Raw genomic sequence first — 21881 nt, 5'->3', positions numbered from 1 at the left:
ATGGTGCCCGGGGTCGGACTCGAACCGACACGATTATTCATCGGCGGATTTTGAAACCGATGGCAGCCCTTACAAATCAATAAGTTACTGATTTATATGGGCTGTAAAAATTCAATATCACGCTTTGTCACTCAATATAGAGCGGCTGGATGGACTGTTTATGGACATCTTTCAGGGCCGTGATGGGGTTTAGCCGCACCGCATCTTCCAAGTGATCGGGGGCAAAGTGTGCATAGCGCATCGTCATCTTGATATCGGTGTGGCCAAGGATTCGCTGCAGTACCAGGATGTTTCCACCGTTCATCATGAAGTGGCTGGCGAAGGTGTGGCGTAGAACGTGGGTGCTCTGCCCCGCTGGTAGTTTGATATGTGCCCGCCTGATGGCTTTTTCGAACTCGGCATAGCAATCGTTGAACAGGCGGCCGGTACGCTTGGGTAGCATAGCCAACAGCCAGGGCGCCACTGGCACCGTCCGATTTCGCTTGCCCTTTGTCTTGGTGAAGGTGATCCGGCCCATACCGATCTGGGAACGGCTGACCTTCTCAATCTCAGACCAGCGTGCCCCCGTAGACAGGCACAGCATCACAATCAGCCACAGATCCCGCTGCTCCTTGCAGACGTCCAACAACTGCTCGATCTCATCCTGGGAAAGATAGGCCAGTTCAGATTCCTGCACCTTGTACTGCCGCAGATCGGCAAGTGGGTTGCCGCCGTTCCACACTCCAAGGCGGGCCAGCTCATTGAACACCGCCTGCAGATAGAGCTGCTCGCGGTTGATGGTGGTCGGTGTTACCTGCCGGCGCTGCCCTGGAACATAGAGATCTCCGGCCAGACGCCGCTCGCGGTATGCCGAGAAATGTTCGGAGGTGAACTCACTGGCCAGCGGGTTATCTAGCGCCTCGCACAACCACACCAATTTATCACGCCGCCGTTCACCATCGGTCAACGTCTGCCCATGCCTCCCAAACCAGAGATGAACCAGATCCAGCAACCGCTGGCCACTATGCTCATGCTCCGGCTCGGGTTCAGCCTCTTTCAGCCAAGGCTTGTTGGTCAGCTGATGCCGTTCCCATGCCAACGCTTCTCCTTTTGTCATAAAGCGCTTGCGTAACCTGGGCCCATTCACTCCATCGGGGCGAACATCTGAAAGCCACAACTTGGTCTTGCCATCATCGAGCTTACGAATCGTCACCTGACAACTCCCGATCATAAACTGTCATATAACCTTGCTGAGGGTGAGGAGGGATTTTGGGGAACGCTAGCTCTAACATCCCTTCTTTTACCATCGGGGCTAGATAATCTCTTCGCATGGGGTCAGGCTTTCTATCTAGGAAGTTGCAAATATCAGTGAGAGAAACGAAGCCATACTGACAGATTTGGAGGATTGTCTGCCGTGTCTGCGCTTTGGTCACTTTCCCTTTCGGAATCTCTCGATATTTAGCGCCAATTGCCTCCATACCTGCCCATGCTAACGCATCAAAATCCATCGGGTCATCTGAATGCCCCTGACTGAACCCCTGACTGACCCCCTGACTGACCCCCTGACTGAGCTCCTGACTTTGCTCCTGACTGGCCCCCTGACTGAGCTCCTGACTTTGCTCCTGACTTTGCTCAAGGTGAGCAATATTGGCAGGGGGTTCTGTGCTGTTAGGGTTCTGTATATAAAGCAGTTTTATCAACCCTTGCTCAAACTCATTATCAAGGTTTAGTAACTCCACATCAGGTAGATGGTAAAACTTGCGTTTGTAGCTCCCCTTGGATGCCAGCACCCCTTGTCTTTCCAGCTTGGAAAGAGCGACGGTGATATCTCTGGGGTGCTCTTCCGTTACCTCACAGATCCGTTCGTGGTTTACCCACCCATCCAAGTCAGCGTAGTAAATGATCAGTTTTTCTAATGCAGGCAACGCTGTAACATCAATTCCTAGTCTATTGGACAGTTCGATCATCTGGTCTCGCGGAATAATATCCGTCATGTGCAGCTCAAGCAGGGTCTGCTCTGGTAGCTCAACTTCCCGAAGTCTGGGTTGTGCCCACTGGCAACTCTTCCAGCCACTGAAAATCTTCGGGATGCCAGAGCCAGCCCGTTCACCAAGACCAATCATCAAAAACATCTGGTGCATGATCCTGTTACGGCAATCACTATGACTCCCCTGCAAGGCAAGCTCATGCGGAATCCTCATCAAGCCCGGATTCCTGAAACCAAACATATCGGGCCGTTTGACGATCAAGACAGACACATTCGCCGAATAGTCAGCATGCACAAGGGCATTCACCAGAGCCTCACGTAACGCGACATGTACCGGGCTATCCTCTAGGCGCTGACCTTCTGACAATGTGAACTGCACCTTTAAGTCAGCAATGAGCTTGCGATACACCTTCCGATAAAAATCGAAGATATTGCCTGACCAACTGCCGTCAGGAAAAATTCGATCTACCCAGCGGCGTTCCGCCCTGGCCTCCGGCCGCTCCTGATAGTCGACCACATAGTGAGGCACTCCCTCTTGAATGGCCTCCCATTGCCCAAACATCAACAGGCCCGCTAAAGTTAATCCCTCTTCACCAGTATCTCGATCTCTACGCCAACCACGCAGTTTCTTGACTAATTCAAATGGTGAGAGGTCTAACCAAGGATGTCCCGGCTTGGCTGCAGAAAAGAGATTTCGATAGGCGCCGATGCTATCCACATCCAGATCATCAAACGTGAATCCTTTGAGAATTCTGGCGTCCCGTTCATCTTCGAGCTGTTCGGCCACCATCCGTTTAATGGTTTCTTGATCGCACGCCCGATCGCCGTCATGCAGACGCCGATAGGTCCCCGAGTACATGTCATTATTGATAAAGACTGGCTTCTGTTTCCTGGTCGCAGCAGGCATGTTGACGCGTAGTATCTGCTTACCATCTTTGAGCAAGGTGATCACGTCGTCCTCGGTCAAGAGATTGATACTGACTTTGGCGGGGCTATTAAGCTGATTAAAAAGCTCTTGTTTTACCTTCTCAATATTCTCGATACCCGCTACAGAAAACTGCCCCTTGTTTTCGTTCACCCCCAGCAGCACTACACCGCCTCTAGCGTTTGCCATCCCGCTGTAAGTACGCCAGAAATCTTTAGGTAACTGCCCTTTGCCATCGGCACCCTGTGCCAGCTTGCACTCTAACTCACAGCTTTCAGCCAATGTGTCAAAGTCCAACTCACATTCATCCTGTTGGTGCTCTTTGTTCATCAGAATTTTTTCCCAGCCCAGACCACACGGCCAACCAGATCCAGCTCAGCCAGCTCGGCCTTGCTCAGGTCTCGAGATTTATACAGGGGGTTATCAGAGATGATGCGTACCCCGCCCAGATCGAACTGCAGGCGCTTGACGAACAGGCCACCATCGAGGCGCAGCACATAGAGCCCATCGCGGGGTGCTTCTCCATTCTTCAAGCGCACAAGGATCACATCACCGTCATTGATGGTCGGCTCCATCGAATCGCCCTTAGCTCGGATGACAGCCATCTTGGCCGGGTCAAACCCCTCTCGGCGCAGCCAGTCGGAACGGAACGCCATCGGCTCGGCCAGCGGCTCATCCGTGATCTGTGAACCATGCCCTGCACTGGCTTCAACTTGATAAGCAGGAATCGTGGTGAACTCGTCGGTTAAATGAAAGCCTTGAACATAAGAAGATGGTGCAATAGGAAGATTCGTTCGAGCGCCGCCCCCAGCCTCATCGATACCAAACACCAGCCAGTCAAAGGTGACACCTCCTGCTCGCGCCAAGTTTAAAGCTCGATCAATAGGAGGAATGGTGCCCTCATACAGATAGCGCTTAAGGCCGCTATCGCTCATGTCTGCTCGTCGAGCAAAAGCGCGAATTGGTTCGTTGCCTATCACCTTATTAAGTCGTTCTGAAAAGGATGACTGATCAAAATCAACCTTTAAAGCTTTCTCCGTAGTCATAAAGCACCTTATAGAACTTTATCGGGCGATTAATGCTCCTTCGACTTGACCGTGTAACTTTTTAGATCAACAATTCGCTTTGTGAGATTGAATTGAAGCTTTAGAGCTATATCGAGCCGTATTGAGCAACGTTTAAGGGGATCTATCATGTCAGAGATTGCACTCAAGATCGACACACCAGTCAAAACCATCGAGCGCTATAGCGCCGACACAGGCATCCCTATTGGCACCGTCAAGAAGATGATTTCAAGCGGTGAACTGCAGATCATGCCGAAACCAGGCCCCAAGCACCGTGTCCTGATCAACATGGTCGCGCTCTACCACAAAGCCGCCGCAGCTGCCTACCTCCCTGCAACCTCCTGATTACTATGGCACTCAATGGAGCGAGAACCATGTTTATCAGTAGCGACTGCAAACATCCGCACTTCGAATCTGCATGCAGCAGATTTACCGCCTCCCATGTGATCAGCGAGATCGCCAAGGCCGCCGGCATTGATGCCCAGGTATTGAGGAACAAGCTCAACCCTGACCAGCCGCATCACCTGACAGTGGCCGATCTGATTGCGATCTACCACGCAACCGACGGGGACGAGACCCTGTTCGACGGCATGCTGATGGAATGCGGACTCACTGCAGTAGCCATACCCAAGGCAGACCGCGCCCCTTCCCTGCCCCATCAGGCGATCGACCTGAACGCCAAAATCGCCAGCATTGGCCAGCGGGCATTGGAGCTGACAGAACGCGGCCGGATCACCCGCTCTGAACGCAACACCTTGGTGAGCGTGGCCACATCGGCCATGGGGTCACTGGCCATCTTGATCCATGACGTCGAAGCCCGCTTTCAAGCGATTCCTGCCCTGGCCTGCGCATCAGACATCCTGATGCAAGCCGCGACCATGTAAGGGGGAACCCATGCAACAGCAACAAATTAACCACGACGAACGCAACCTCGCCGGCCTAACCCCACTGGAACAAGTCGCCATGAACACCGCGGGCTGCATGCTGCTGCGCGAGATTTTCGGCAAGACCCGCTCCAACCTGGATACCGACTGGCTGGCGATCAGTTCAACCAAGAAGGCCGCCATCTGCACCATCGCCCGTCAGTCACGCGGCCAACTGATGACAGCGACCCTTTCCGCCCTGCCACATTCGCAGCGCGAGGCAATCCGCTTGGCGGTGCTGGCACTGGATTATCAAGGGGAATTTCGCGGCGGATGTGGCAGCAAAGTGTGGCATCCCGCACCGGTCACCCGGCCTATCGGAGATATCGAAAGAGAGAAGAAGGAACGTGCAGCCAGGCTGCAGCAAAGACGCGCTATCGCGGCAGGTATTGCGATGTGCCAACAGGGCCCGCGACCCATCGGGCAATAAAAAGCCCGCATTACGGAGCTGCAACTCCAAGCGGGCCTCTATCAACAACGTATGAGGAAGTCGACATGACAACTTTAGCGATCCCCTGCGCTCTGCGCAACCTTCGCATCCAGCAACGCAAGCTGACGGGCCGGTATGGCGCCCGTCTTAGCCAACACCCGGACGGCGTGGCGCTTATCGAGCGCTCCACCGCCCTGGCTTGGGCCTCTCTGTTTCACCGCATCAACCCCTGCACCGCTCAACAAGGAGCCTGACCATGACCGCACAACCGACCCAAATCAATCTGCTCAACCATCATGCCGCCAAGCGCCTGCGCCAGTTGCGGGAGCGGTTGGCCCTGAGCCGCCCCAAGTTTGCCGCGATGCTGGATATTCCCCCTACCACGCTCAAGAACTACGAGCTGGGCTACCGCGAGATTGGTGGTGGCCTGTTCCTGCTCATTGCCAACCATGCAGACCTGAAACAACACCTCGACTGGCTGCTGACCGGGCAAGCCCCCAACCAGATAGCGGAGGCCTGACCATGGCCGCCGTTATCACTCGCCACACCGAGCCCACTATCAGGGCCGCCAGTGCCTACCTTGCCAGCCGCGGTTACATCAACTGCGGTACCACCTGGCTACGTGGCCAGCACGGATACGCCCGCATGGAGCGCCTGACGTCTGGCTCTATCCGCATCGTGGAGGGGGTCGCATGAAAGGTCTGTTTAACCACATCCACCCGCAGGCGGCCATTGCCGCCCTGCATGAGCTGTCGACCCGGCTGCAGGGCCATACCCGGCATTCTTATCTCTACCGTGGCACGGAGGGGAATTCCCTTCGAGCTCAAGCCCAACAAAACCTGCGCTGGCATCAGCTGTTTCGCGCGCTGAATCAGAGGGAGCCGGCATGAGCATTGACGCCATTCATATCGCCCAACGGGCCGAACTGGCCGTGTTGCCGCTGTTGACCGAGCTGTTGGCCAGCGGCGAACAGGAGAACCGTATCGCCCTGGGGGATCTCTACTCGGGCGACCAATACATCCAGGTGCAATTGATCGTGACCAGCAAGCAGGAAGATCTGCTGGATGACGATTCCGTGATGGGGGACGAGGCATGACAGCTGACCTGTTTGAACTGGAGGCCCCAGTTGATGACGCGGGCTGCGGTGAAGCAGGCCCAGCCCATATGCAACCACAGGCACCGGTCAGCCAGCTGACCAAACACTGGCAAGCGGCGATGGGCGAATACCTCATCGCCCCAGAGAGCGGCGAGGTGGCGGAGCTGCTGGCACTGGGCGCGATCCGCTCCTTGTACTGGCTGGCGCTGGGCAGTGGTGAAGCTGCGCTGGCGACCACCATCGCAAACTGGTGGGCGGATGTGTCGCCCATGCACGGCCTGGGGGAAACCATCAAATGAACTATCGCCTGATATCAATGATGGAGCGGGACTTGGGGTGGTGGTGGGAAGACCTGCGGGGCGCCAGTGCGCGCCTGCAGAGCTACCAGCGTCTGCTCATCGAATGCCGCCAACTCTCGCCACGGCCAAGGGCCACCATAGCGCTGACCCTGCGCCAGTGCGCGGCGGCCCGTCGCATCTGCGCTCACTCCTCCTTTGTGATCAAGGGCCACCGCTGCGCCCTCAACTCGCTGCTAGGTACTACTGCCCAATGACCCGCAACACCACCAAGCTGCCGCTGTCCAAACGGACACTGCGGCAGCGCATCGATACCCTTGCCAACGCCCTGCCCCACCTCGACATCAGCGCCCTTGGCCCCATCTTTACCGGCACCCCGGGCCAGAGCGATCTGGTCTGGGCCATACAGCTGCTCGATGGCCTGTCACAACAGCTCACCCTGACACTGTTCAAGCAGTACGTACGCCGCCGCAAAGATGGCACCAGCCGCAATTGCCGCAACGCTAACATCTGGCTGCGTGAGCGTACCAAGTGGGTGCGAGGCCTTATCCAGGCAATCCCGGTCGACCCGCACACCATGCGCGATGAAGAGGGGCGCAAGCGTATCGCCCACCTGTTCTCCAACCAGACGGCCGCGATCTGGCGCCATATCGAGCAAGGCATCAAAGCAGGCGAAGAGCCGGATCTGCTGCTCACCTGGGAGGCTATCCGTCAACCAGCCGATCAGTGGGGGTTCACCCCTAAAATGCCCAAGTTCAAGTGCCGAGAGAATCAGGATGAATGGATCATCCGGGTGATGGTGCGCCTGCTTTCTGCCAAGTGGTGGGAACGCAGGGTGAATCGTTGCTGGGACAGACTGCAGGAACACATCGCCATTTTGCTCGGCAAGGTGCGTAAAGGGGTGTCCGCCTATATTTCAAACGCCACCATGAAGGTGGTGCGTGAGCGCAAGCGAGCCATGATGCGCTGGCTGGCCGAGTCGGAAGTGATGAACGCCCAGCACGATCTGGTCGTGTCGATGAAGGATTGCTGGGAGGCCAGCACCTCAAATCCGGTCAACCGCCGCAATGAAATGATGACCCGCATGCGCGGCTTTGAGGACTATGCCGAGGAGCAGGGCCATGTGGGGGTCTTCTTCACCTGGACGGCCCCGAGCAAGTATCACTCCTGGACACAGCAGCGCAACGGTCGGGCCATTGAGAACAAACGATATGCAGGCGCCACCCCGCGTGAAACTTGCGCCTACCTGGCCAAACTGTGGAGCCTGACCCGGGCCGCCCTCAAGCGGAGCGATACCCCCGTCTATGGCTTTCGGGTCTGCGAACCGCACCATGACGGCACACCGCACTGGCACCTGCTGCTGTTTATGCGCCCGGCCGACAAGTGGCGGGTGATCAGCACCCTGCAGCATTACGCCCTGAGCCATGACCACCAGGAGCTGGAGCGCAACAACCAGGGGATCCCCTTCACCGACATCACACCTCGCTTTGACTGGAAGGAGATCGACCCGGCCAAGGGGGATGCCACCGGCTACATCGCCGCCTATATCGCCAAGAACATCGATGGTGAGCACGTTGATGGTGATGACGAAGCCGGCACCAAAGCAGATATTGGCGCCCAGCATGCCTGCGCCTGGGCGAGTTGGTGGGGGATCCGCACCTTCCAGCAAATTGGCGGCGCCCCGGTCGGGGTATGGCGCGAGCTGCGCCGCATCAGCAATGCCAAGAAGCACGGCGATCTGGTGGGGCCACCCAAGCCTGTGCTGCAAGACCCGCGCTTTGAGGCGGCCCGCTATGCCGCAGATAACGGCATCTTCCGCTGCTATATCCAGGCCATGGGCGGGGCCCTCTCTACCCGTGCCGAGCACCCCATCAAACTGGCCCATCTCATCGAGGAGCAGGCCAACTGCTACGGCGAAGACATCAAGCGCCTGATGGGACTGCACACAGCGCGCTTAGGGATCAAGACCCGCCTGCAAGGGTGGGAAGTGGTGCCCGCAGGCACCCATGAGGCAACCAAGGCAGCCGGGGCGTCGGGCTGGGGTGTTGGGGTTCAGTCGGGCGACAGCCCGGCACCTTGGAGCTCTGACAATAACTGTACGCAGCCGGATCCTGAGGCGTTCGCGGATCAGTTGATGGCAGAGCAATGGGGTTTATCACCCTTCTCTATCGGGCGTTTGCGCTCAGGCGCCAGCGTTCGCGCAGACGGTTTCACCCTCTGGCTTGAGAGCGGCCAGCTGCAGTCGAGCCGAGCGGTACCAAGCGAGCCGGACTGGGTGCCTGAGGGCCAGTCGCCAGCCGAGCCGAACCAACCGGATGAGTACGCGGTACCGGAAGGCGATCGGGACTGGCCGATGCTGGTTGAGCTCTGCGGCAAGGTCTACCAGGCACAGGGCCATACCGGTACCCGCAGCTGGATAGAGATGCTGCCGGAGCCCTATCAGTCAGAGATGTGGCGGGTACTGGAGGGGCTGGATGTGCCGGAGTGGATGCAAGAAGAGAACGACTACAGCGAGGAGTGGGCATGAACACGAACAGCAAACAGACCGTCAGCCGGGAAGAGTACCGCAGCCTGGATAATCGGGTGACCTGCATCCTGCTGCAGTGCTGGCCAGCCAAGGAAATCAGCCAGTGGGTGGGGATGCTCAAGGGAAAACAGCAGTCCGTGGCCTGCGCCATCCTGCGCCGCCGGCACCCTCGCCCCGCACAGCTGGCTTTGCCGGCCATCGCTCACGATGTGCCGAACCCGTATCAGGCCAGAGCAAACCGCCCCACCGTGCCGGTGCTGACAACAGATGGCCGCTCTGTTGGCCGCCGCCATATCGTGGACGGGCTCACCCCCGTGGCCATCGACCAGAGCGGCACCATCCGGTGCGCCGTCACCGGCCGCACCCTCTTTATCGTACCGGGCAGCCCTACCGATCGCACCAACCCGGGCGCCGCCGAACAGCTCAATCCAACATACCGGCCAGCACTGCACCAGGTAGTGGTTGACCACAGCAAGGAGACAATATGAACCCAGCCACCAAACGCAAGCAGGCCCAGCGGGCCAGACGCGCAGCGCTGGGCATTAAGCGGGTGGAGGTGGCGCTCTCAGAACGGGAGCGCCAGCAGCTGGAGCACCTTTGCATTGCCAGGGCAGGGAGCGGAGAGCCATATAGTGCAGACGAATTCATCAGCACCCTGATCCGGCGAGACTGGGAACGCTGGCTGAAACAGGAGGCCAATCTGAGCACCACCACCTGCCAGCACTGTGGCAACAAACTACCGGTGGGCTGTCGCGGAACCTACAGGGGCGAGTAGGCCTGCTGGCTCACATCAGGAGAAAAAAACATCGCGTTATAACGGAACCAAAGGAGCCTCAAAAAATTGAGGCTCTATTTATTAAAAAAAGCACAAATTCAGATAATGCATAAAAACTTAACCTACGTTATGCGCTTCAAACTGAACTCCAGTTGATGCGTTTCATCCCAAAATGAACTCTGGTTTATATTTTACGCCCCAAGCTGCATTGTGTTATCTACAAAACGGGGTTTATTTGGCATTCACTATCTCAAAACTAGATTTAAGTTTATCCCGCCAGAGAAATATATTTAGACACAATTGTTAGGATGTTCAGCGTTACGTAACGCATTGAGTAAACTTTAGTTTTCTTAAAAATAAGTGCTGTGAGCAAACGAAGGTAACTCGATTGAAAAGCCTCATGGAAATATATTGACCAGCAAGTGGCAGCATGGATACCATGCAGCCACGTCAATCCCTAAAACAAAAATCCAGCCATGCTGGAGGGGATTTTATTACCAAATTACTGGCGGCCTATGTGACCGGCTTGGTCAGTGACTTAACCACCAGGCAACTAGGAGGACCGATGACATCAGCGATAACAGGCCATGGCACCGGCCCGAACGGCGAGCAACCAATCAATCTCATCCTCGCTCAGGGCCATCAATTGATCCCGCTGCGGGCTCTGGTGGTATCCAATCAGCCAGTCACCAGGGGGGAGCAGGTGAGAGACCGGGATCCCTAGATGGATACAGATAGCGGCAGCATGCTCAAGATCGAAAAAGGCGCGGGTCTGTTCATCCAGCCAGCGGCCAACAGTAGCCGGCGCCACATCAATGATCTTGCCTGTGGCGCTGTTCGTGAGGCCATGCCTTTTCAGCACGGCTTTGGTGGTGCTTTTTGCGCGAACCACATAGGCCCGGGCGGACCGGGCAGGATTTGTTTTTCTTTTCATGGGGCGCCTCCGGCAGGTGCCCGTGCTCGGGGTCATGGTGACTGTCAGATCTGACAGGTGTTTATGCATACATATGAAAAATCTAGTCGGCGATCGTCGAGATATGCAATCCGGTTATAGATAAAATCATCAGGTCTAACCAGTAGTAGGAGGCAGTGTGCAGACGGGGATTCAAACAGAGATTTACAGTTCAATCAGGGATATAGCTCGGGTCACTCCCGATCTGAAAATCGAGGATCGAGAGGGAATGTGCCGCGCCATCATGACTCTTTGCAATCTGGGCGAACTTATCCAGGGAAAAGAGGCGAATAACAACGAGTCGTGAGAACACGACCACGGGATGCAGAAACAACTAGGGGCGCTATTGCGCCCCTAGTCTTTTCAGTAGCACCTATAGACCATCAATTATCTGTGCATCTATTAGCGGAAGGTCGTCACACCAACCAAAGAGTGTCAACCAAGACGCCGCCGTCAAGCAATATACTGTTTGTTGTTGAATAGGATAGATTTTAATTATATCGTCTGATTCTGCTAGTTTACGATATAACTCCTGTCCGTAGGACAGGTCTATGTTACCATTATGCTTATACACCAAAGCATTTTTTAAGACTGGAATCCAATCGAAACATATGGTCCTCTAGCTCTTTCACAGCAGCGTCAAATTCAGCCATTGTTTTAATCCCTCGTTGTACATGTACATCTACCTTAGGAACAGTATCTAATGCGGATTGGTATTCTTCTGAATGGCGACAGATAAATGCTGAGATGACGTAAACACAATACTCAGACAGGAGCACGACTTCAGCATACGACGTTGGAACTTCTGCTTCAAAATATCGCTTACTAATAGATGTTAATTTACCTTCATCTTTTTCATCTCTAAAACCATGAGCTAACATGGTATTTCTCATTCCTTCCATACCACGCCAGCATTTTAAGCGAGTAATTGCCGGAGCTGTAATTCTCATTGTATCTCTTATAGATTCGCTCTCTCTTGAATAGGCATTAAATCGTTTAAATTCATTTAGAAATGAACATATATCTATTATCATTTTGCCATACAGAGAGAACTTCAAGTCCTCATCTTTAATATATCGCTTGAACACTTTCAGATCATTCTGCATATTGTTTTTAATCGCTCCCATAACTAAAAGCGATTCTTGGAATTTGCTCAATGACACAGGCCACCTCTTGAGATATATAAGATTATTGTATTGGAATTTTCATCATAGTAACGGATTTCTGTTCCCTATAGTGGCCCCGCATCATATCTTTTAAAAATAATGAGGAAAAAATTGGGGACGCTATTGCGCCCCCAGTCCTTCCAGTACCAACTGCCGACCTTCTGGTGTCAACGAACTCATCAAACTGAGCACCAGCTGGTTCGTGGTCTTGGCTGACGGGCTCAGGGTATGAGCAAACGACAGACAGGCCACCCAGGAATGGCCGCACTCGGCGTCAGTACACTGGCAATAGAGATCAGAGACATCATCGCTCAGCCGATTGGTCTTGGTAATGCGGCCCCTCTGGCCACACACTTTGCAATAAACCCGCATCACCCCTCCCGATAAATCTAAAATCCAACCTATAGATTTCATCTTACCCCAAAAGGACTGTTTTTTTATACAGCAGAACCTATCGTTTCCCGAAAATCGACCCACAAAGCCCGTGGTAAACCAGCCCCATTGATGGAATCCCGCAGCAGCTCACACAGCGGCAGCACCTCATTGCGGGCGTAGGTGGCATCGTACTTCTCGGGGTCCCCCAGGCCTCCGCCGCCATTGGTTGGGATGATGCCGGCCAGCGCCGCCGGAAAACGGTGGCTGGTCAGTACATCCTGGGCGGTGATCCCCTTGATGGCTGCGAACTCGTCCTTGGTCGCAATGTCCCCCACCGGGATCAGCTTGATGCCATCGGGCTTGCCTTCCGGGATATTGACGAACATGGAACGGAAGTTACCTACCCCCTTACTGTTGGCGATCATCTCCTTCATCTCTTTTTCAGTGTCATCGTCCATGTTCGGGTCGGTGGCATAGAAGATGAACCCCATGTGAGCGCCATTGAGGAAGTATTTGCGGCGGAACAGGGTGGCGTCCTGGTTGAGCAGGGCAGACTGCAAGCCACCCAGGTAATCAGGCATGCCATAGACCTGCTGCTCCGGGTCGTACTGGGCCAGCCAGATCACATCCTCCGGCCGGTAAATCAGGTTCAGCTTGCCCTGCTGCAGGTAGACAAAGCAGCCATCCTCGCGCCGGCGCAGATAGACGCTCGAGAGCGGGTGCAGCCCGACCACCTGGCCGAAGGCGTTGCGCAGCTTGAGAAGGCCCGCATCCCCGAACTGCAGGTAATTGTGAGCAAAGGCGGTGACGGTGCTGCGCTGGTTGGTAAAGCGGCCCGCCACCATATTGCGCCGCGCCATCAGAATGGCCCCGTGGTGAGCATTGGCCCGCGCCACCTTGGCCAGCCCCTTGCGGTCGATGGGCGGCTGGTAATACTCGCCATAGGGGTTGTAGAACACCCCGGTGTAATCGGTCATCCATGCCGTGGGGTCGATGGCCTCCGGCATGCTGAACGCTACCGTTCCGCTCTTGGCTGGAGTGGCCACCTCGGCCGGTTGCTGCTGTTGTTTGGTCATGCTGCCTTCTTAACTTCGCTGGTTGTCCAGGTGGATTTACGTTTGCGGTTGGTATCGAGCGGCTCATTGGCCACGGCGTGGGCGATGGCAAAAAATACGTCCGCGTGTCCGGTCACGTTGTCTCGGGCAGCCCTGAACGTCATCTGGCCGCCGCCGGTGGTGCTGCGCTTGATGGCAAGGAACGCCAGCGGGATATCCCGATCCGAGCTGTCCCACTCGATGCGGTTGGCCTCCACTACGTCGATCATCTTGAGTACCAGCCGCGACTTGCTCTCGATGCTGTAGTTGATGGGGTGGCACACCCCTTTGAATACCGGCTTAAGCAGGTCATAGACCCCTGAGCCAATGCCGGACACATCGACCCCCAGATACGTGACCCGAAACTTCTTGGCGATCCGCTCGATCTCCTGCGCCTGATATTGGAAGTTGAGCCCGCGCCAGTAGTGCTTTTCCAGCACCCGGAACCGCTCGCCGGCGACAGTGGGCGGGGCAACCACCACCAGGGTGGCGTTGTCGCGGGTGCGGCTCGGGTCGTAGCCCATCCATACCTCTCGCCGACCGAATGGGTCAGGCCGCCCGGGCTTGTAGTCCTCCCACCGGGTTGGGTCCACCCCTGCCCGCTCCATATCCTGGAACTTGAACACCGACAGGGCATCATCGATAAACCGGCACATGTAGAGGCGATCGAACACCTCCTCCGGGTACTCGTCCTTGAGCTCCTCAATGTCGATGAGGTTGCACCCGAGACGTAGGGCATCCTCGATGGTGATGACGTAGCGCCACTGGCGATCGGGGCAGACCCGGCCGCCGTCGCGCATCTCATCTTCACCAGGGAAGTCGATGGCCACACGGCTCGGGCGCTGACCCTTCCAGCGATCCCCGGTCCAGAACCGGTACGCCTCGTGCACCTTGCTCGATGGGGTCGAGAAGTAGGTTTTGCGCCAGCGGCTCTGGGTCGCCATGGCGCTGGCCACGTCCGACAGCTTCTCGAAGTTGGGGATCCAGAAGTACTCATCGATATAGACGTTGCCGGAACGGGACTGGGCGCTGTTGGAGTTGGTAGAGCAGAAGTGCAGCTCGGCCCCGTTCGACAGCACAATGGGGTTGCCGGTCAGAGTGACGCCAAGGAAGGTCTGGGCAATCTTGCAGATATAAGAGCGGAACACCTCCGCCTGGGCGCGGGTGGCGGACAGGAATATTTGGTTGCCACCTGTCAGCACCGCATCTTCCAGCGCCTCGCCGGCGAAGTAGTAGGTCATGCCGACCTGACGCGACTTCAAAATGTTGCGGGTACGCGGCAAGGCCGGGTCGTTCTTCGCCTCACGGCAGCGCAGCTGGTAGCCAAACAGAGTACCCAGCCACTCGGCAAAGTCATCAGCTGTCAGGTGGCCGACCTCGTTCTTGGCCTTCTTGCCTCCCTTGCCCTTGCTGCTGCCGTTATCCTGGCCACCCCGGCCACGGAGCGGCCGTTCGGCGGCATGTTCATCACCACTTTCGCGGCGGGTGGTGAGCGCATGCTGGCGCTCGGCCCACTTGAGGGCTTTCTCTTTCAGGCTGACATGGTGGCCGACCAGCCTGTCGATCTCGTCCATCTCGGCGCTGGTTTTCTTCTCACGACACAACAAGGAGTGCAGGCGGCGGGCAATGGCATCCTCCACCGCTTCATCGGTAAGCAGATCCCGCCAGCCGAGCTTTTCGGCCCAGTAGTAGACGATACGGCAGGAGTTCAGCCCCAGTTCGTCCTTGATCTCCTGGGGGGTCCATCGCTTAAGGTAAAGTCCCCGCGCAGCATTGCGGATCTCTTCGGGATACGCCACGGCGCCTCCATCGATATGAATGATGGCGCCATCATAGCCAGCCCACTATCCCCACTTATCCCACTGATGTTCTGAGTAATTCGGATATCCCGCTGGATCCGAATCCCCCCGAACACAACCGGATGAATACCCCTTCCCGACCCGATAGCCTGAGCCCGTATCAATTGGGAGCAGGCATGAACGAATCAACCTTGAGAACTGGCTGGGTCTGTATCGCCACCGAAGGAAAAGCGGTGGACGGGCGGGATATCTCCCGCGAATGGCTCACCGACATGGCCGAGACCTACGACCCGACCTATTACACCGCAGTCATTTGGCCTGATCACGATCGCTGGTCAAGCTATGGCACGGTGCAAGCACTCAAGACCGAAGAGGTAGACGGCAAGTTCAAGCTGTTCGCCATCCTCTGCCCTAATCGGGATCTCATCTACTGGAACCAGAGCGGCCAGTATCAGTTCTGCTCCATCGAGCCGTTCGAGCAATTCGCCGATCTGGGTCGCACCTACCTGATTGGGCTGGGCGTTACCGACCAGCCAGCCAGCACCGGCACCACCTACCTCAAGTTCAGCAAGAGCAGCAAGGGGCAGGCTGTCGGCACCAGCGAACCGCTGGATCTCTCCATGCTCAAGCTGCCAAAGCACGAAAAGCCGGATGGCTTTATGGCCAAGCTTTTCGGCCTGATGGCCAGCCATGGCGAACCAGCCAAACAACCCACGCCCAGCCCCACCGAGGATGAGGAAATGAACAAAGAACAGTTCGAACTGCTGAACGGGACTCTGACCAGTCTTAGTGAACAGTTCGCAAGCATCAGCGCCAAGCTGGATGCCAAACCGGACGCCAAGCCTGATCCGGCTCCTGAAGTGAAAACCGAAGGCGACAAGACCAACGGCACTGACGACCAGTTCAACAAGCTGAACGAGACCATCACCGGTCTGGCAGCCACCGTCGGCGAGCTGAAAGGCCAGATCGACAAGTTCTCCGCTGAAGTGGATGGCCAGCGCCCGAGTCCACTGGGCGGTGACGACACTACCTATCAAATTTGCTAAGGAGCATTCAGTGAGCCAAACCCTGACCGTTCAGGCCGAACAGCGCCTGAGCAAGTACTGCGATGCTCTGGCCAAGGCCTACGGCATTGACATTACCAAGCTGCCCAAACAATTCAGTGTCACTGGTCCGGTAGAAACGACCTTGCGCTCTGCTCTGCTCGCCTCCGTCGAGTTCCTGGGCATGATTACCTGTCTGGACGTAGACCAGATTACTGGGCAAGTGGTGCAAGTGGGCGTGGGCCAGCTCTACACCGGCCGCAAGAAAGGCGGTCGCTTCAAGGGTGAAGTGGGTGTAGATGGAAATAACTACGTTCTGAAAGAAACCGACTCCTGCGCATCCCTGTCATGGGCCACGCTCTGCACCTGGGCGAACGCAGGCAGCGAGGGCGAGTTCATCCGTTTGGTTGGAGAGTTCGTCAACACGGCATTCGCCCTCGATATGATGCGAGTCGGCTGGAACGGCGTAGAAGCCGCCGAAACCACCGATCCGACCGAGAACCCGCTGGGTGAAGACGTCAACAAGGGTTGGCATCAGATTGCCCGTGAGTGGAAAGACGGTAGCCAGATCATCAAGGCCGAGGCCGGCAAGAAGATCTACTTCGACCCGGACGGCAAGGGCGATTACAAGACCCTGGATGAGATGGCCTCAGATCTTATCAACAGCACCATCGATCCCCTGTTCCGCCAGGACCCTCGCTTGGTTGTGCTGGTCGGTACCGACCTAGTCTCCGCTTCCCAAGCCAAGCTCTACAGCGAAGCCACCAAGCCGAGCGAGCAGATCGCCGCTCAGCAGCTGGAGAAGACCATCGCCGGTCGCAAGTCCTATATCCCACCCTTCTTCCCGGGCAAGCGGATGGTGGTCACCACCCTGGACAACCTGCACTGCTACACCCAGCGCGGTACCCGCAAGCGCAAGGCTGAGGATAACCAGGACAGCAAGAGCTTCGATAACCAGTACTGGCGCATGGAAGGCTACGCCCTGGGCGAACACAAGGCCTATGGCGGCTTTGAAGAGGCCGACATCGTCATCGGTGCCAAGCCAGAAGAAGTTGGCGGTTAATTCATGAGCTCACCCGGTCAACGTCACAAGCAGCGCGTTCAAGCCATGCAGGGGGCCGAGCAGGCCGCCTGCTCTGGCATGGCCACCGGTGCAGTGGCAGACAGCCTGCACCTGCAACTGGTTGCCCTGGAACAGGACATTGTCCGCTTGCGCAAACTGGCTCGCATCGGTGACCGGGTGAACATGAAACGCGATGAGCTGATGCCCAAGTACCGCCCCTATGTGGAGCGCTATCTGGCCGCCGTCAGTGAGTCCGGCCAGCCCTACCAGAACGAGTTGTTTCAGCGCCTCATCATCTGGGCCTTTGACGTTGGCGATTTCGATGCAGGCATTGCCTGGGCGGATCTCGCCATTGCCCAGGGCCAGCGCACCCCGAACAACATCAAGCGTGACTGGGCCCACTTTGTGGCAGACACCGTGCTGGAGTGGGCCGAGAAACAAGCCGCCGAAGGTCATGCCGTCGAGCCCTGGTTCTCCAAGGTGTTCGACAAGGTGCGCAATGACTGGCGCCTCAATGAGCGGTTGACTGCCAAGTGGTTCAAGGCGGCGGGTTGCCTGCTGCTACGTGACCACGACGGCCAGCCCCGCCCGAGCGCCGTGGGTGACAGCACCACCCTGGAGCAAGCCGATCACTGGCTGGCCCAGGCCGACAAGCTGCACGGCAAGGTGGGCGTTGGCACCTTGCGCCAAAAGATTGCCATGCGCCTGCGGGCGCTGAATCCGGAGCAATAAGACTCTCCGCGCCACCGCACCCCGGCGGGGAGGATAGGCCAGCCGCAAGGCTCGCGCCGAATCCTGTGATCCGTGGCTACAGGGGTGCACCTTTTCTCGCCGCGCCATCGGCGACCCGAGCAACCGGGGCAGTGGTGTTCACATTGGCAAGCATCAACAGGGGTCCAGACATGTTTGCAGGCAAGGACATCGACTACAGCACCGCCACTATCCGCAATGACGGGTTCTGGCCGGATGTGGCCGTCGCCGATTTTGAGCGCCGCCGCGCCTCGCCTGCCGATCTGGATACCCAGACCACCGGCGCAGCCCTGCTCGCCGCCGTCTCTGAAATCAACCTGCAGCTGGCGAGCCATCAGGCCATGCTGCTGGGCAAGGGCTACACCACCGCCGCAGAGGTACCCGGGCCCAGCCTGGAAGGCGGCACCAATGCCCTGACCGAGCAGTACCTGGCCGCCGTCTTTGCCCGTGCCAAGTCCGCGCTGCTACCCGAGTTCGCCAGCGTCACCGAGCGGGCGACCGCCAACAACCAGGTAGAGCGTTCGCCAGACCAACGCGCCCAACTGCTGGCAGAGAGTCAGCAGCTGGTACGCAGCATCAAGGGCAAGCGCCGTGCCGGGGTTTCGCTGATATGAGTAACGACATGAACGAACAACAGGCCCAGGGCTACTTCCTGCATGCGCTCCACGCCGAGCTGTTGCGGGTGTTGCCGGCCAAGTCTCACAAGACGCTCGATAGCTGGATGGAGAACGGCACCATCCGGCTGGAGCCAAAGAACATGGGCCCCACCGGGGTGGATGTGGCCTGGCTCACCTATCAGGCGGTGTTCACCATCGAGCAACTACCGTTTCGCGAACTGGATCCGGCCATCGTGCTCGCGTCAGTGGCGGCCTGGGTGCAGGAACATGACGAATTCCGCGAGCGGTTCGAGCTGGGCGATCCCGAGTACGCCGTCACCCCAAACGATGAGAAGACGGCTGACCTTGAGATCCAGCTCCCCTTCACCGAGCCGCTGCGCCTGGTTGAACACGAGCAGGGCCCCATCAACTGGGATGGCAAGCGTTGGAACGTGGCCCCCTATGACATCTGGGTGGCCGACCATATCGACCTGAACGTGGGTGATACCGGCCATCACCAGATCGGTGACCCGTCATGATCAGCATCACGCTGGATACCCGTCGTGGCAAAGACCAGCTCAACCTGCTGGCCCTGCCGCCCAAGAAGCGCAAGCGCCTGGTGTGGCGAGCAGCCAATGAAATGAAGAAGCTGGCAGCCCGTAACGTGCGCCAGCAACAAGACCCCAACGGCCAGCCGTGGGCGCCGCGCAAGCGGGGCAAACGCAAGATGTTGCGTGGCCTGCCCAAGCTGTTGCTGATCCGCGAGCCCAGCCAGGACGTGGCAGAACTGGGCTTCACCAAGGGCACCATGAGCGCCCACGCCGGGGTGATCGCCAATACCCACCAGAAGGGGCACACCTACAAGGTGACGGCAATCAGCCGGCGCCGCATTGCCCCCAGCGATGGTGGCAAGAACAAGCAGGCCAGCAAGGCACAAGCCCGCAAGCTGCGCGAGCTGGGGTTCAAGCGCCCTGGCAAACGCAAACGGGTATACCGCTCGGCCTCGCTGGGCTGGATAACGGGCAACCTCAACTACGCCCAGGCGGGGTTGCTGATCAAGAAGCTCAAGGATGAACCGGTCAAAGAGAGCTGGGAGATCCAGCTGCCAGCCCGCCCGTTCCTGGGCGCCAACACCAAGCAACGCGAACAAGCCTTTGCCCGTGCGCTGCAGAGCATCAACTACGGCTGGGACGTCAACAAGCAAGGCATGAAGGGGAAATAACGCCATGTGGCCTTATGTACAGATCAACAACTTGAACCAGATGCAGGGGCCAGTGACGGAAGTCGAGCGTCACCTGCTGTTCATCGGCAGTGCGCCGACCAATACCAACAAGCTGCTCTCGCTCAATACCCAGTCTGACTTTGACACGCTGCTGGGCGAGGCTGACAGCGAACTGAAAACCAACCTGCTGGCCGCCCGCGACAACGCCGGCCAGAACTGGACAGCCGCCGCCTTCGTGCTGCCGACCGACATGGATTGGAAGGATGCCGTTCGCACCGCCCAGAAAACCCAGTCATTCGAAGCAGTCGTGGTGCTGGGGCAGGAGTGGGACGCGACCAAAATCAACGCTGCCCACGCCCTCAACCAGGAGCTGATCGCCAAGTGGGGTCGCTGGCAAGCCATGCTGCTGGCGGTACCTGGCATCGTATCCACCGCCGAGGGTGGTCAGGACTGGAGCGAATACGAGGCTGAACTGGCCGCCCTGCAGGATGGCATCGCGGCGGAATCGGTCTCCCTGATCCCGCAGCTGTGGCCCAACCTCATCGGGGCTTACGCCGGCCGCCTGTGCAACCGCGCAGTGAGCATCGCTGATAGCCCTTGCCGGGTGAAAACCGGCGCCGTGGTCGGCCTTGGCGCTATCCCCAAGGACAAGGACGGCACCGAACTGCCGCTGGCCACCCTGCAGACCCTGGAGCAAAGCCGCTACTCGGTGCCGATGTGGTACCCGGACTATGACGGTATCTATTGGGCCGATGGCCGCACCCTGGACGCCGAGGGCGGCGACTACCAGGTGATCGAAAACCTGCGTGTGGCCTACAAGGTCGCCCGCCGGATGCGCCTGCGCGCCATCGCCCGTATCGGTGACCGCTCGTTCAACTCCACCCCGGGCAGCACCGCCGCCGCTGTCATGTTCTTCGGCAAGGACCTGCGTCAGATGGCCAGCGCCACCACCATCAACGGCCAGCCGTTCCCGGGCGACATCGCCTCCCCCAAGGATGGCGACATCACCATCAAGTGGACCGCCAAGAACCTGGTTTCCATCTATGTGGTCGTACGCACCGTGGATTGTCCGAAGGGGATCACCGTCAACATCATGCTCGATTTGAGCCTCAACAACGGGGAGGGCTAACCCATGACCCGCCGTATTTCAGGCCAGTCCTTCGACACCACACTGATGGGCACCATGGTGCACATCGAGAAGGCCAGCCTCTCCATCACCGACAACAGCGCCGTGGCGCAAACCCGTGGCATCCCTGATGGCTATGTCGATGGGGATGTGGCCGCAGAGCTGGAGTTAGAGCTCGACGCCAAGAACTTCACCCTGCTGGGCGATGCGGCCAAGCGGGCCGGTAGCTGGCGCGGTATGAAGCCGGACGATGTGCTGTTCTACGCCGACACCGGCGACGAGACCATGAAGGTAGAAGCCTTCGGCGTGAAGCTGCTGCTCTCCGACCTGCTCGATGTCGATCCCAAGGGCGGCAGCAAGGGGGTGCACAAGGTCAAGGGGTTCGTCACCTCCCCCGACTTCGTGCACATCAACGGCGTGCCGTACCTGTCGGCTGACGACACCCGTCACCTCAAGGGCTAACGGATGGATCTGATCGACCGCGCCACCCAACACGCCGAGCGGATGCTGGCGGCCCAGTTGGATAACCAGCTTGGCCGCAGCCACTACCAGGGCGAGAGCTTGCACCTTTGCGAAGCGTGCGACGACCCGATCCCGGAGGAGCGCCGCCAGCGAGTACCAGGGGTACGCAAGTGTGTGCCCTGCCAGAGCCGCGCAGAGCGTCGCGGCCAATAAGCATCGAGAACGGGATAT

At 57.7% G+C, this 21881-nt stretch carries 30 protein-coding genes; 22 read left to right on the top strand and 8 right to left on the bottom strand.

Going from position 1 to position 21881, the window contains the following annotated elements; genetic code table 11:
* Nucleotides 1-127: 127 nt before the first annotated feature.
* Genes GWQ22_RS14905 through GWQ22_RS14895 form a run of 3 tightly spaced genes read right to left on the bottom strand, consistent with a single transcriptional unit; the run spans nt 128 to nt 3937 of the window.
* Complete coding sequence (locus GWQ22_RS14905; RefSeq protein WP_275930794.1) at nt 128-1192, bottom strand: site-specific integrase; 1065 nt, start codon at nt 1190-1192, stop codon at nt 128-130.
* Nucleotides 1179-3221 (bottom strand): RNA-binding domain-containing protein, encoded by a 2043-nt coding sequence (locus GWQ22_RS14900; RefSeq protein ID WP_275930793.1) that lies wholly within the window; start codon nt 3219-3221, stop codon nt 1179-1181. The genes GWQ22_RS14905 and GWQ22_RS14900 overlap by 14 nt, the downstream gene beginning before the upstream one ends.
* Nucleotides 3221-3937 carry an XRE family transcriptional regulator gene (locus GWQ22_RS14895; RefSeq protein ID WP_275930792.1) on the bottom strand — a complete coding sequence of 239 codons (717 nt, stop codon included), beginning with the start codon at nt 3935-3937 and terminating at the stop codon, nt 3221-3223. The genes GWQ22_RS14900 and GWQ22_RS14895 overlap by 1 nt, the downstream gene beginning before the upstream one ends.
* A gap of 147 nt (nt 3938-4084) precedes the next feature.
* Between GWQ22_RS14895 and GWQ22_RS14890 the strand changes: the two genes are divergently transcribed.
* The 13 genes from GWQ22_RS14890 to GWQ22_RS14830 all read left to right on the top strand — a co-directional run bounded on the left by GWQ22_RS14890 (nt 4085) and on the right by GWQ22_RS14830 (nt 10002).
* Nucleotides 4085-4300, top strand: a complete 216-nt coding sequence (locus GWQ22_RS14890; RefSeq protein WP_275930791.1) for a hypothetical protein — start codon at nt 4085-4087, stop codon at nt 4298-4300.
* A 29-nt stretch (nt 4301-4329) separates the two neighbouring features.
* Nucleotides 4330-4839, top strand: coding sequence for a phage regulatory CII family protein (locus GWQ22_RS14885; protein WP_275930790.1), 510 nt, complete (start codon nt 4330-4332; stop codon nt 4837-4839).
* 10 nt (nt 4840-4849) lie between these two features.
* Nucleotides 4850-5308, top strand: a complete 459-nt coding sequence (locus GWQ22_RS14880; RefSeq protein WP_275930789.1) for a hypothetical protein — start codon at nt 4850-4852, stop codon at nt 5306-5308.
* A gap of 65 nt (nt 5309-5373) precedes the next feature.
* A complete protein-coding gene (locus GWQ22_RS14875; RefSeq protein ID WP_042871655.1) occupies nt 5374-5562 on the top strand; it encodes a hypothetical protein in 189 nt (62 codons plus the stop codon).
* Nucleotides 5563-5564: 2 nt separating this feature from the next.
* Nucleotides 5565-5828, top strand: coding sequence for a helix-turn-helix transcriptional regulator (locus tag GWQ22_RS14870; protein WP_275930788.1), 264 nt, complete (start codon nt 5565-5567; stop codon nt 5826-5828).
* 2 nt (nt 5829-5830) lie between these two features.
* The gene (locus GWQ22_RS14865) at nt 5831-6004 is read left to right on the top strand and encodes a hypothetical protein (protein WP_275930787.1); all 174 of its coding nucleotides are present in this window, start codon (nt 5831-5833) and stop codon (nt 6002-6004) included.
* Nucleotides 6001-6198 (top strand): hypothetical protein, encoded by a 198-nt coding sequence (locus GWQ22_RS14860; protein WP_275930786.1) that lies wholly within the window; start codon nt 6001-6003, stop codon nt 6196-6198. Before GWQ22_RS14865 ends, GWQ22_RS14860 begins: the two co-directional genes overlap by 4 nt.
* Nucleotides 6195-6404 (top strand): hypothetical protein, encoded by a 210-nt coding sequence (locus tag GWQ22_RS14855; RefSeq protein ID WP_103472448.1) that lies wholly within the window; start codon nt 6195-6197, stop codon nt 6402-6404. Before GWQ22_RS14860 ends, GWQ22_RS14855 begins: the two co-directional genes overlap by 4 nt.
* A complete protein-coding gene (locus GWQ22_RS14850; protein WP_275930785.1) occupies nt 6401-6703 on the top strand; it encodes a hypothetical protein in 303 nt (100 codons plus the stop codon). Before GWQ22_RS14855 ends, GWQ22_RS14850 begins: the two co-directional genes overlap by 4 nt.
* Nucleotides 6700-6957, top strand: a complete 258-nt coding sequence (locus tag GWQ22_RS14845; protein ID WP_275930784.1) for a hypothetical protein — start codon at nt 6700-6702, stop codon at nt 6955-6957. Before GWQ22_RS14850 ends, GWQ22_RS14845 begins: the two co-directional genes overlap by 4 nt.
* Nucleotides 6954-9227 carry a replication endonuclease gene (locus GWQ22_RS14840; protein WP_275930783.1) on the top strand — a complete coding sequence of 758 codons (2274 nt, stop codon included), beginning with the start codon at nt 6954-6956 and terminating at the stop codon, nt 9225-9227. The genes GWQ22_RS14845 and GWQ22_RS14840 overlap by 4 nt, the downstream gene beginning before the upstream one ends.
* Nucleotides 9224-9715 carry a hypothetical protein gene (locus tag GWQ22_RS14835; protein ID WP_275930782.1) on the top strand — a complete coding sequence of 164 codons (492 nt, stop codon included), beginning with the start codon at nt 9224-9226 and terminating at the stop codon, nt 9713-9715. Before GWQ22_RS14840 ends, GWQ22_RS14835 begins: the two co-directional genes overlap by 4 nt.
* Nucleotides 9712-10002 carry a hypothetical protein gene (locus tag GWQ22_RS14830; protein WP_275930781.1) on the top strand — a complete coding sequence of 97 codons (291 nt, stop codon included), beginning with the start codon at nt 9712-9714 and terminating at the stop codon, nt 10000-10002. Before GWQ22_RS14835 ends, GWQ22_RS14830 begins: the two co-directional genes overlap by 4 nt.
* Before the next feature lie 571 nt (nt 10003-10573).
* On the opposite strand, the gene GWQ22_RS14825 is transcribed toward GWQ22_RS14830, so the two are convergent.
* The 5 genes from GWQ22_RS14825 to GWQ22_RS14805 form a co-directional block, all read right to left on the bottom strand.
* The gene (locus tag GWQ22_RS14825; RefSeq protein ID WP_275930780.1) at nt 10574-10936 is read right to left on the bottom strand and encodes an XRE family transcriptional regulator; all 363 of its coding nucleotides are present in this window, start codon (nt 10934-10936) and stop codon (nt 10574-10576) included.
* 584 nt (nt 10937-11520) lie between these two features.
* Nucleotides 11521-12117 (bottom strand): hypothetical protein, encoded by a 597-nt coding sequence (locus tag GWQ22_RS14820; RefSeq protein ID WP_275930779.1) that lies wholly within the window; start codon nt 12115-12117, stop codon nt 11521-11523.
* Nucleotides 12118-12240: 123 nt separating this feature from the next.
* A complete protein-coding gene (locus tag GWQ22_RS14815) occupies nt 12241-12492 on the bottom strand; it encodes an ogr/Delta-like zinc finger family protein (RefSeq protein ID WP_010636117.1) in 252 nt (83 codons plus the stop codon).
* Nucleotides 12493-12557: 65 nt separating this feature from the next.
* A complete protein-coding gene (locus tag GWQ22_RS14810) occupies nt 12558-13571 on the bottom strand; it encodes a phage portal protein (protein WP_275930778.1) in 1014 nt (337 codons plus the stop codon).
* Nucleotides 13568-15388 (bottom strand): terminase family protein, encoded by a 1821-nt coding sequence (locus GWQ22_RS14805; protein ID WP_275930777.1) that lies wholly within the window; start codon nt 15386-15388, stop codon nt 13568-13570. Before GWQ22_RS14805 ends, GWQ22_RS14810 begins: the two co-directional genes overlap by 4 nt.
* Nucleotides 15389-15564: 176 nt before the next feature.
* Here GWQ22_RS14805 and GWQ22_RS14800 point away from each other — a divergent pair, with 176 nt between their 5' ends.
* The 9 genes from GWQ22_RS14800 to GWQ22_RS14760 all read left to right on the top strand — a co-directional run bounded on the left by GWQ22_RS14800 (nt 15565) and on the right by GWQ22_RS14760 (nt 21863).
* Entirely contained in the window at nt 15565-16434 is an 870-nt protein-coding gene (locus GWQ22_RS14800) for a GPO family capsid scaffolding protein (RefSeq protein WP_096117862.1), read from the top strand.
* A 10-nt stretch (nt 16435-16444) separates the two neighbouring features.
* Entirely contained in the window at nt 16445-17494 is a 1050-nt protein-coding gene (locus tag GWQ22_RS14795) for a phage major capsid protein, P2 family (protein ID WP_275930776.1), read from the top strand.
* A gap of 3 nt (nt 17495-17497) precedes the next feature.
* On the top strand, nt 17498-18226 hold the full coding sequence (locus GWQ22_RS14790; protein ID WP_275930775.1) for a terminase endonuclease subunit: 729 nt from the start codon (nt 17498-17500) through the stop codon (nt 18224-18226).
* Between the two features lie 170 nt (nt 18227-18396).
* Nucleotides 18397-18858, top strand: coding sequence for a head completion/stabilization protein (locus GWQ22_RS14785; protein ID WP_275930774.1), 462 nt, complete (start codon nt 18397-18399; stop codon nt 18856-18858).
* A gap of 8 nt (nt 18859-18866) precedes the next feature.
* A complete protein-coding gene (locus GWQ22_RS14780) occupies nt 18867-19379 on the top strand; it encodes a phage tail protein (protein ID WP_275930773.1) in 513 nt (170 codons plus the stop codon).
* Complete coding sequence (locus tag GWQ22_RS14775) at nt 19376-20062, top strand: phage virion morphogenesis protein (protein WP_275930772.1); 687 nt, start codon at nt 19376-19378, stop codon at nt 20060-20062. The genes GWQ22_RS14780 and GWQ22_RS14775 overlap by 4 nt, the downstream gene beginning before the upstream one ends.
* 4 nt (nt 20063-20066) lie before the next feature.
* Nucleotides 20067-21191, top strand: a complete 1125-nt coding sequence (locus GWQ22_RS14770; protein ID WP_275930771.1) for a DUF2586 domain-containing protein — start codon at nt 20067-20069, stop codon at nt 21189-21191.
* Nucleotides 21192-21194: 3 nt separating this feature from the next.
* Nucleotides 21195-21650: a phage protein gene (locus GWQ22_RS14765; protein ID WP_275930770.1), complete on the top strand. Its 456-nt coding sequence runs from the start codon at nt 21195-21197 to the stop codon at nt 21648-21650.
* A 3-nt stretch (nt 21651-21653) separates the two neighbouring features.
* Nucleotides 21654-21863 (top strand): TraR/DksA family transcriptional regulator, encoded by a 210-nt coding sequence (locus GWQ22_RS14760; RefSeq protein ID WP_005892365.1) that lies wholly within the window; start codon nt 21654-21656, stop codon nt 21861-21863.
* Nucleotides 21864-21881 lie beyond the last annotated feature (18 nt).

It is taken from the genome of Aeromonas sp. 1HA1, assembly GCF_029237385.1.
Lineage (GTDB): Bacteria > Pseudomonadota > Gammaproteobacteria > Enterobacterales > Aeromonadaceae > Aeromonas > Aeromonas popoffii.
This window is presented reverse-complemented; position numbering and strand designations above follow the sequence as displayed.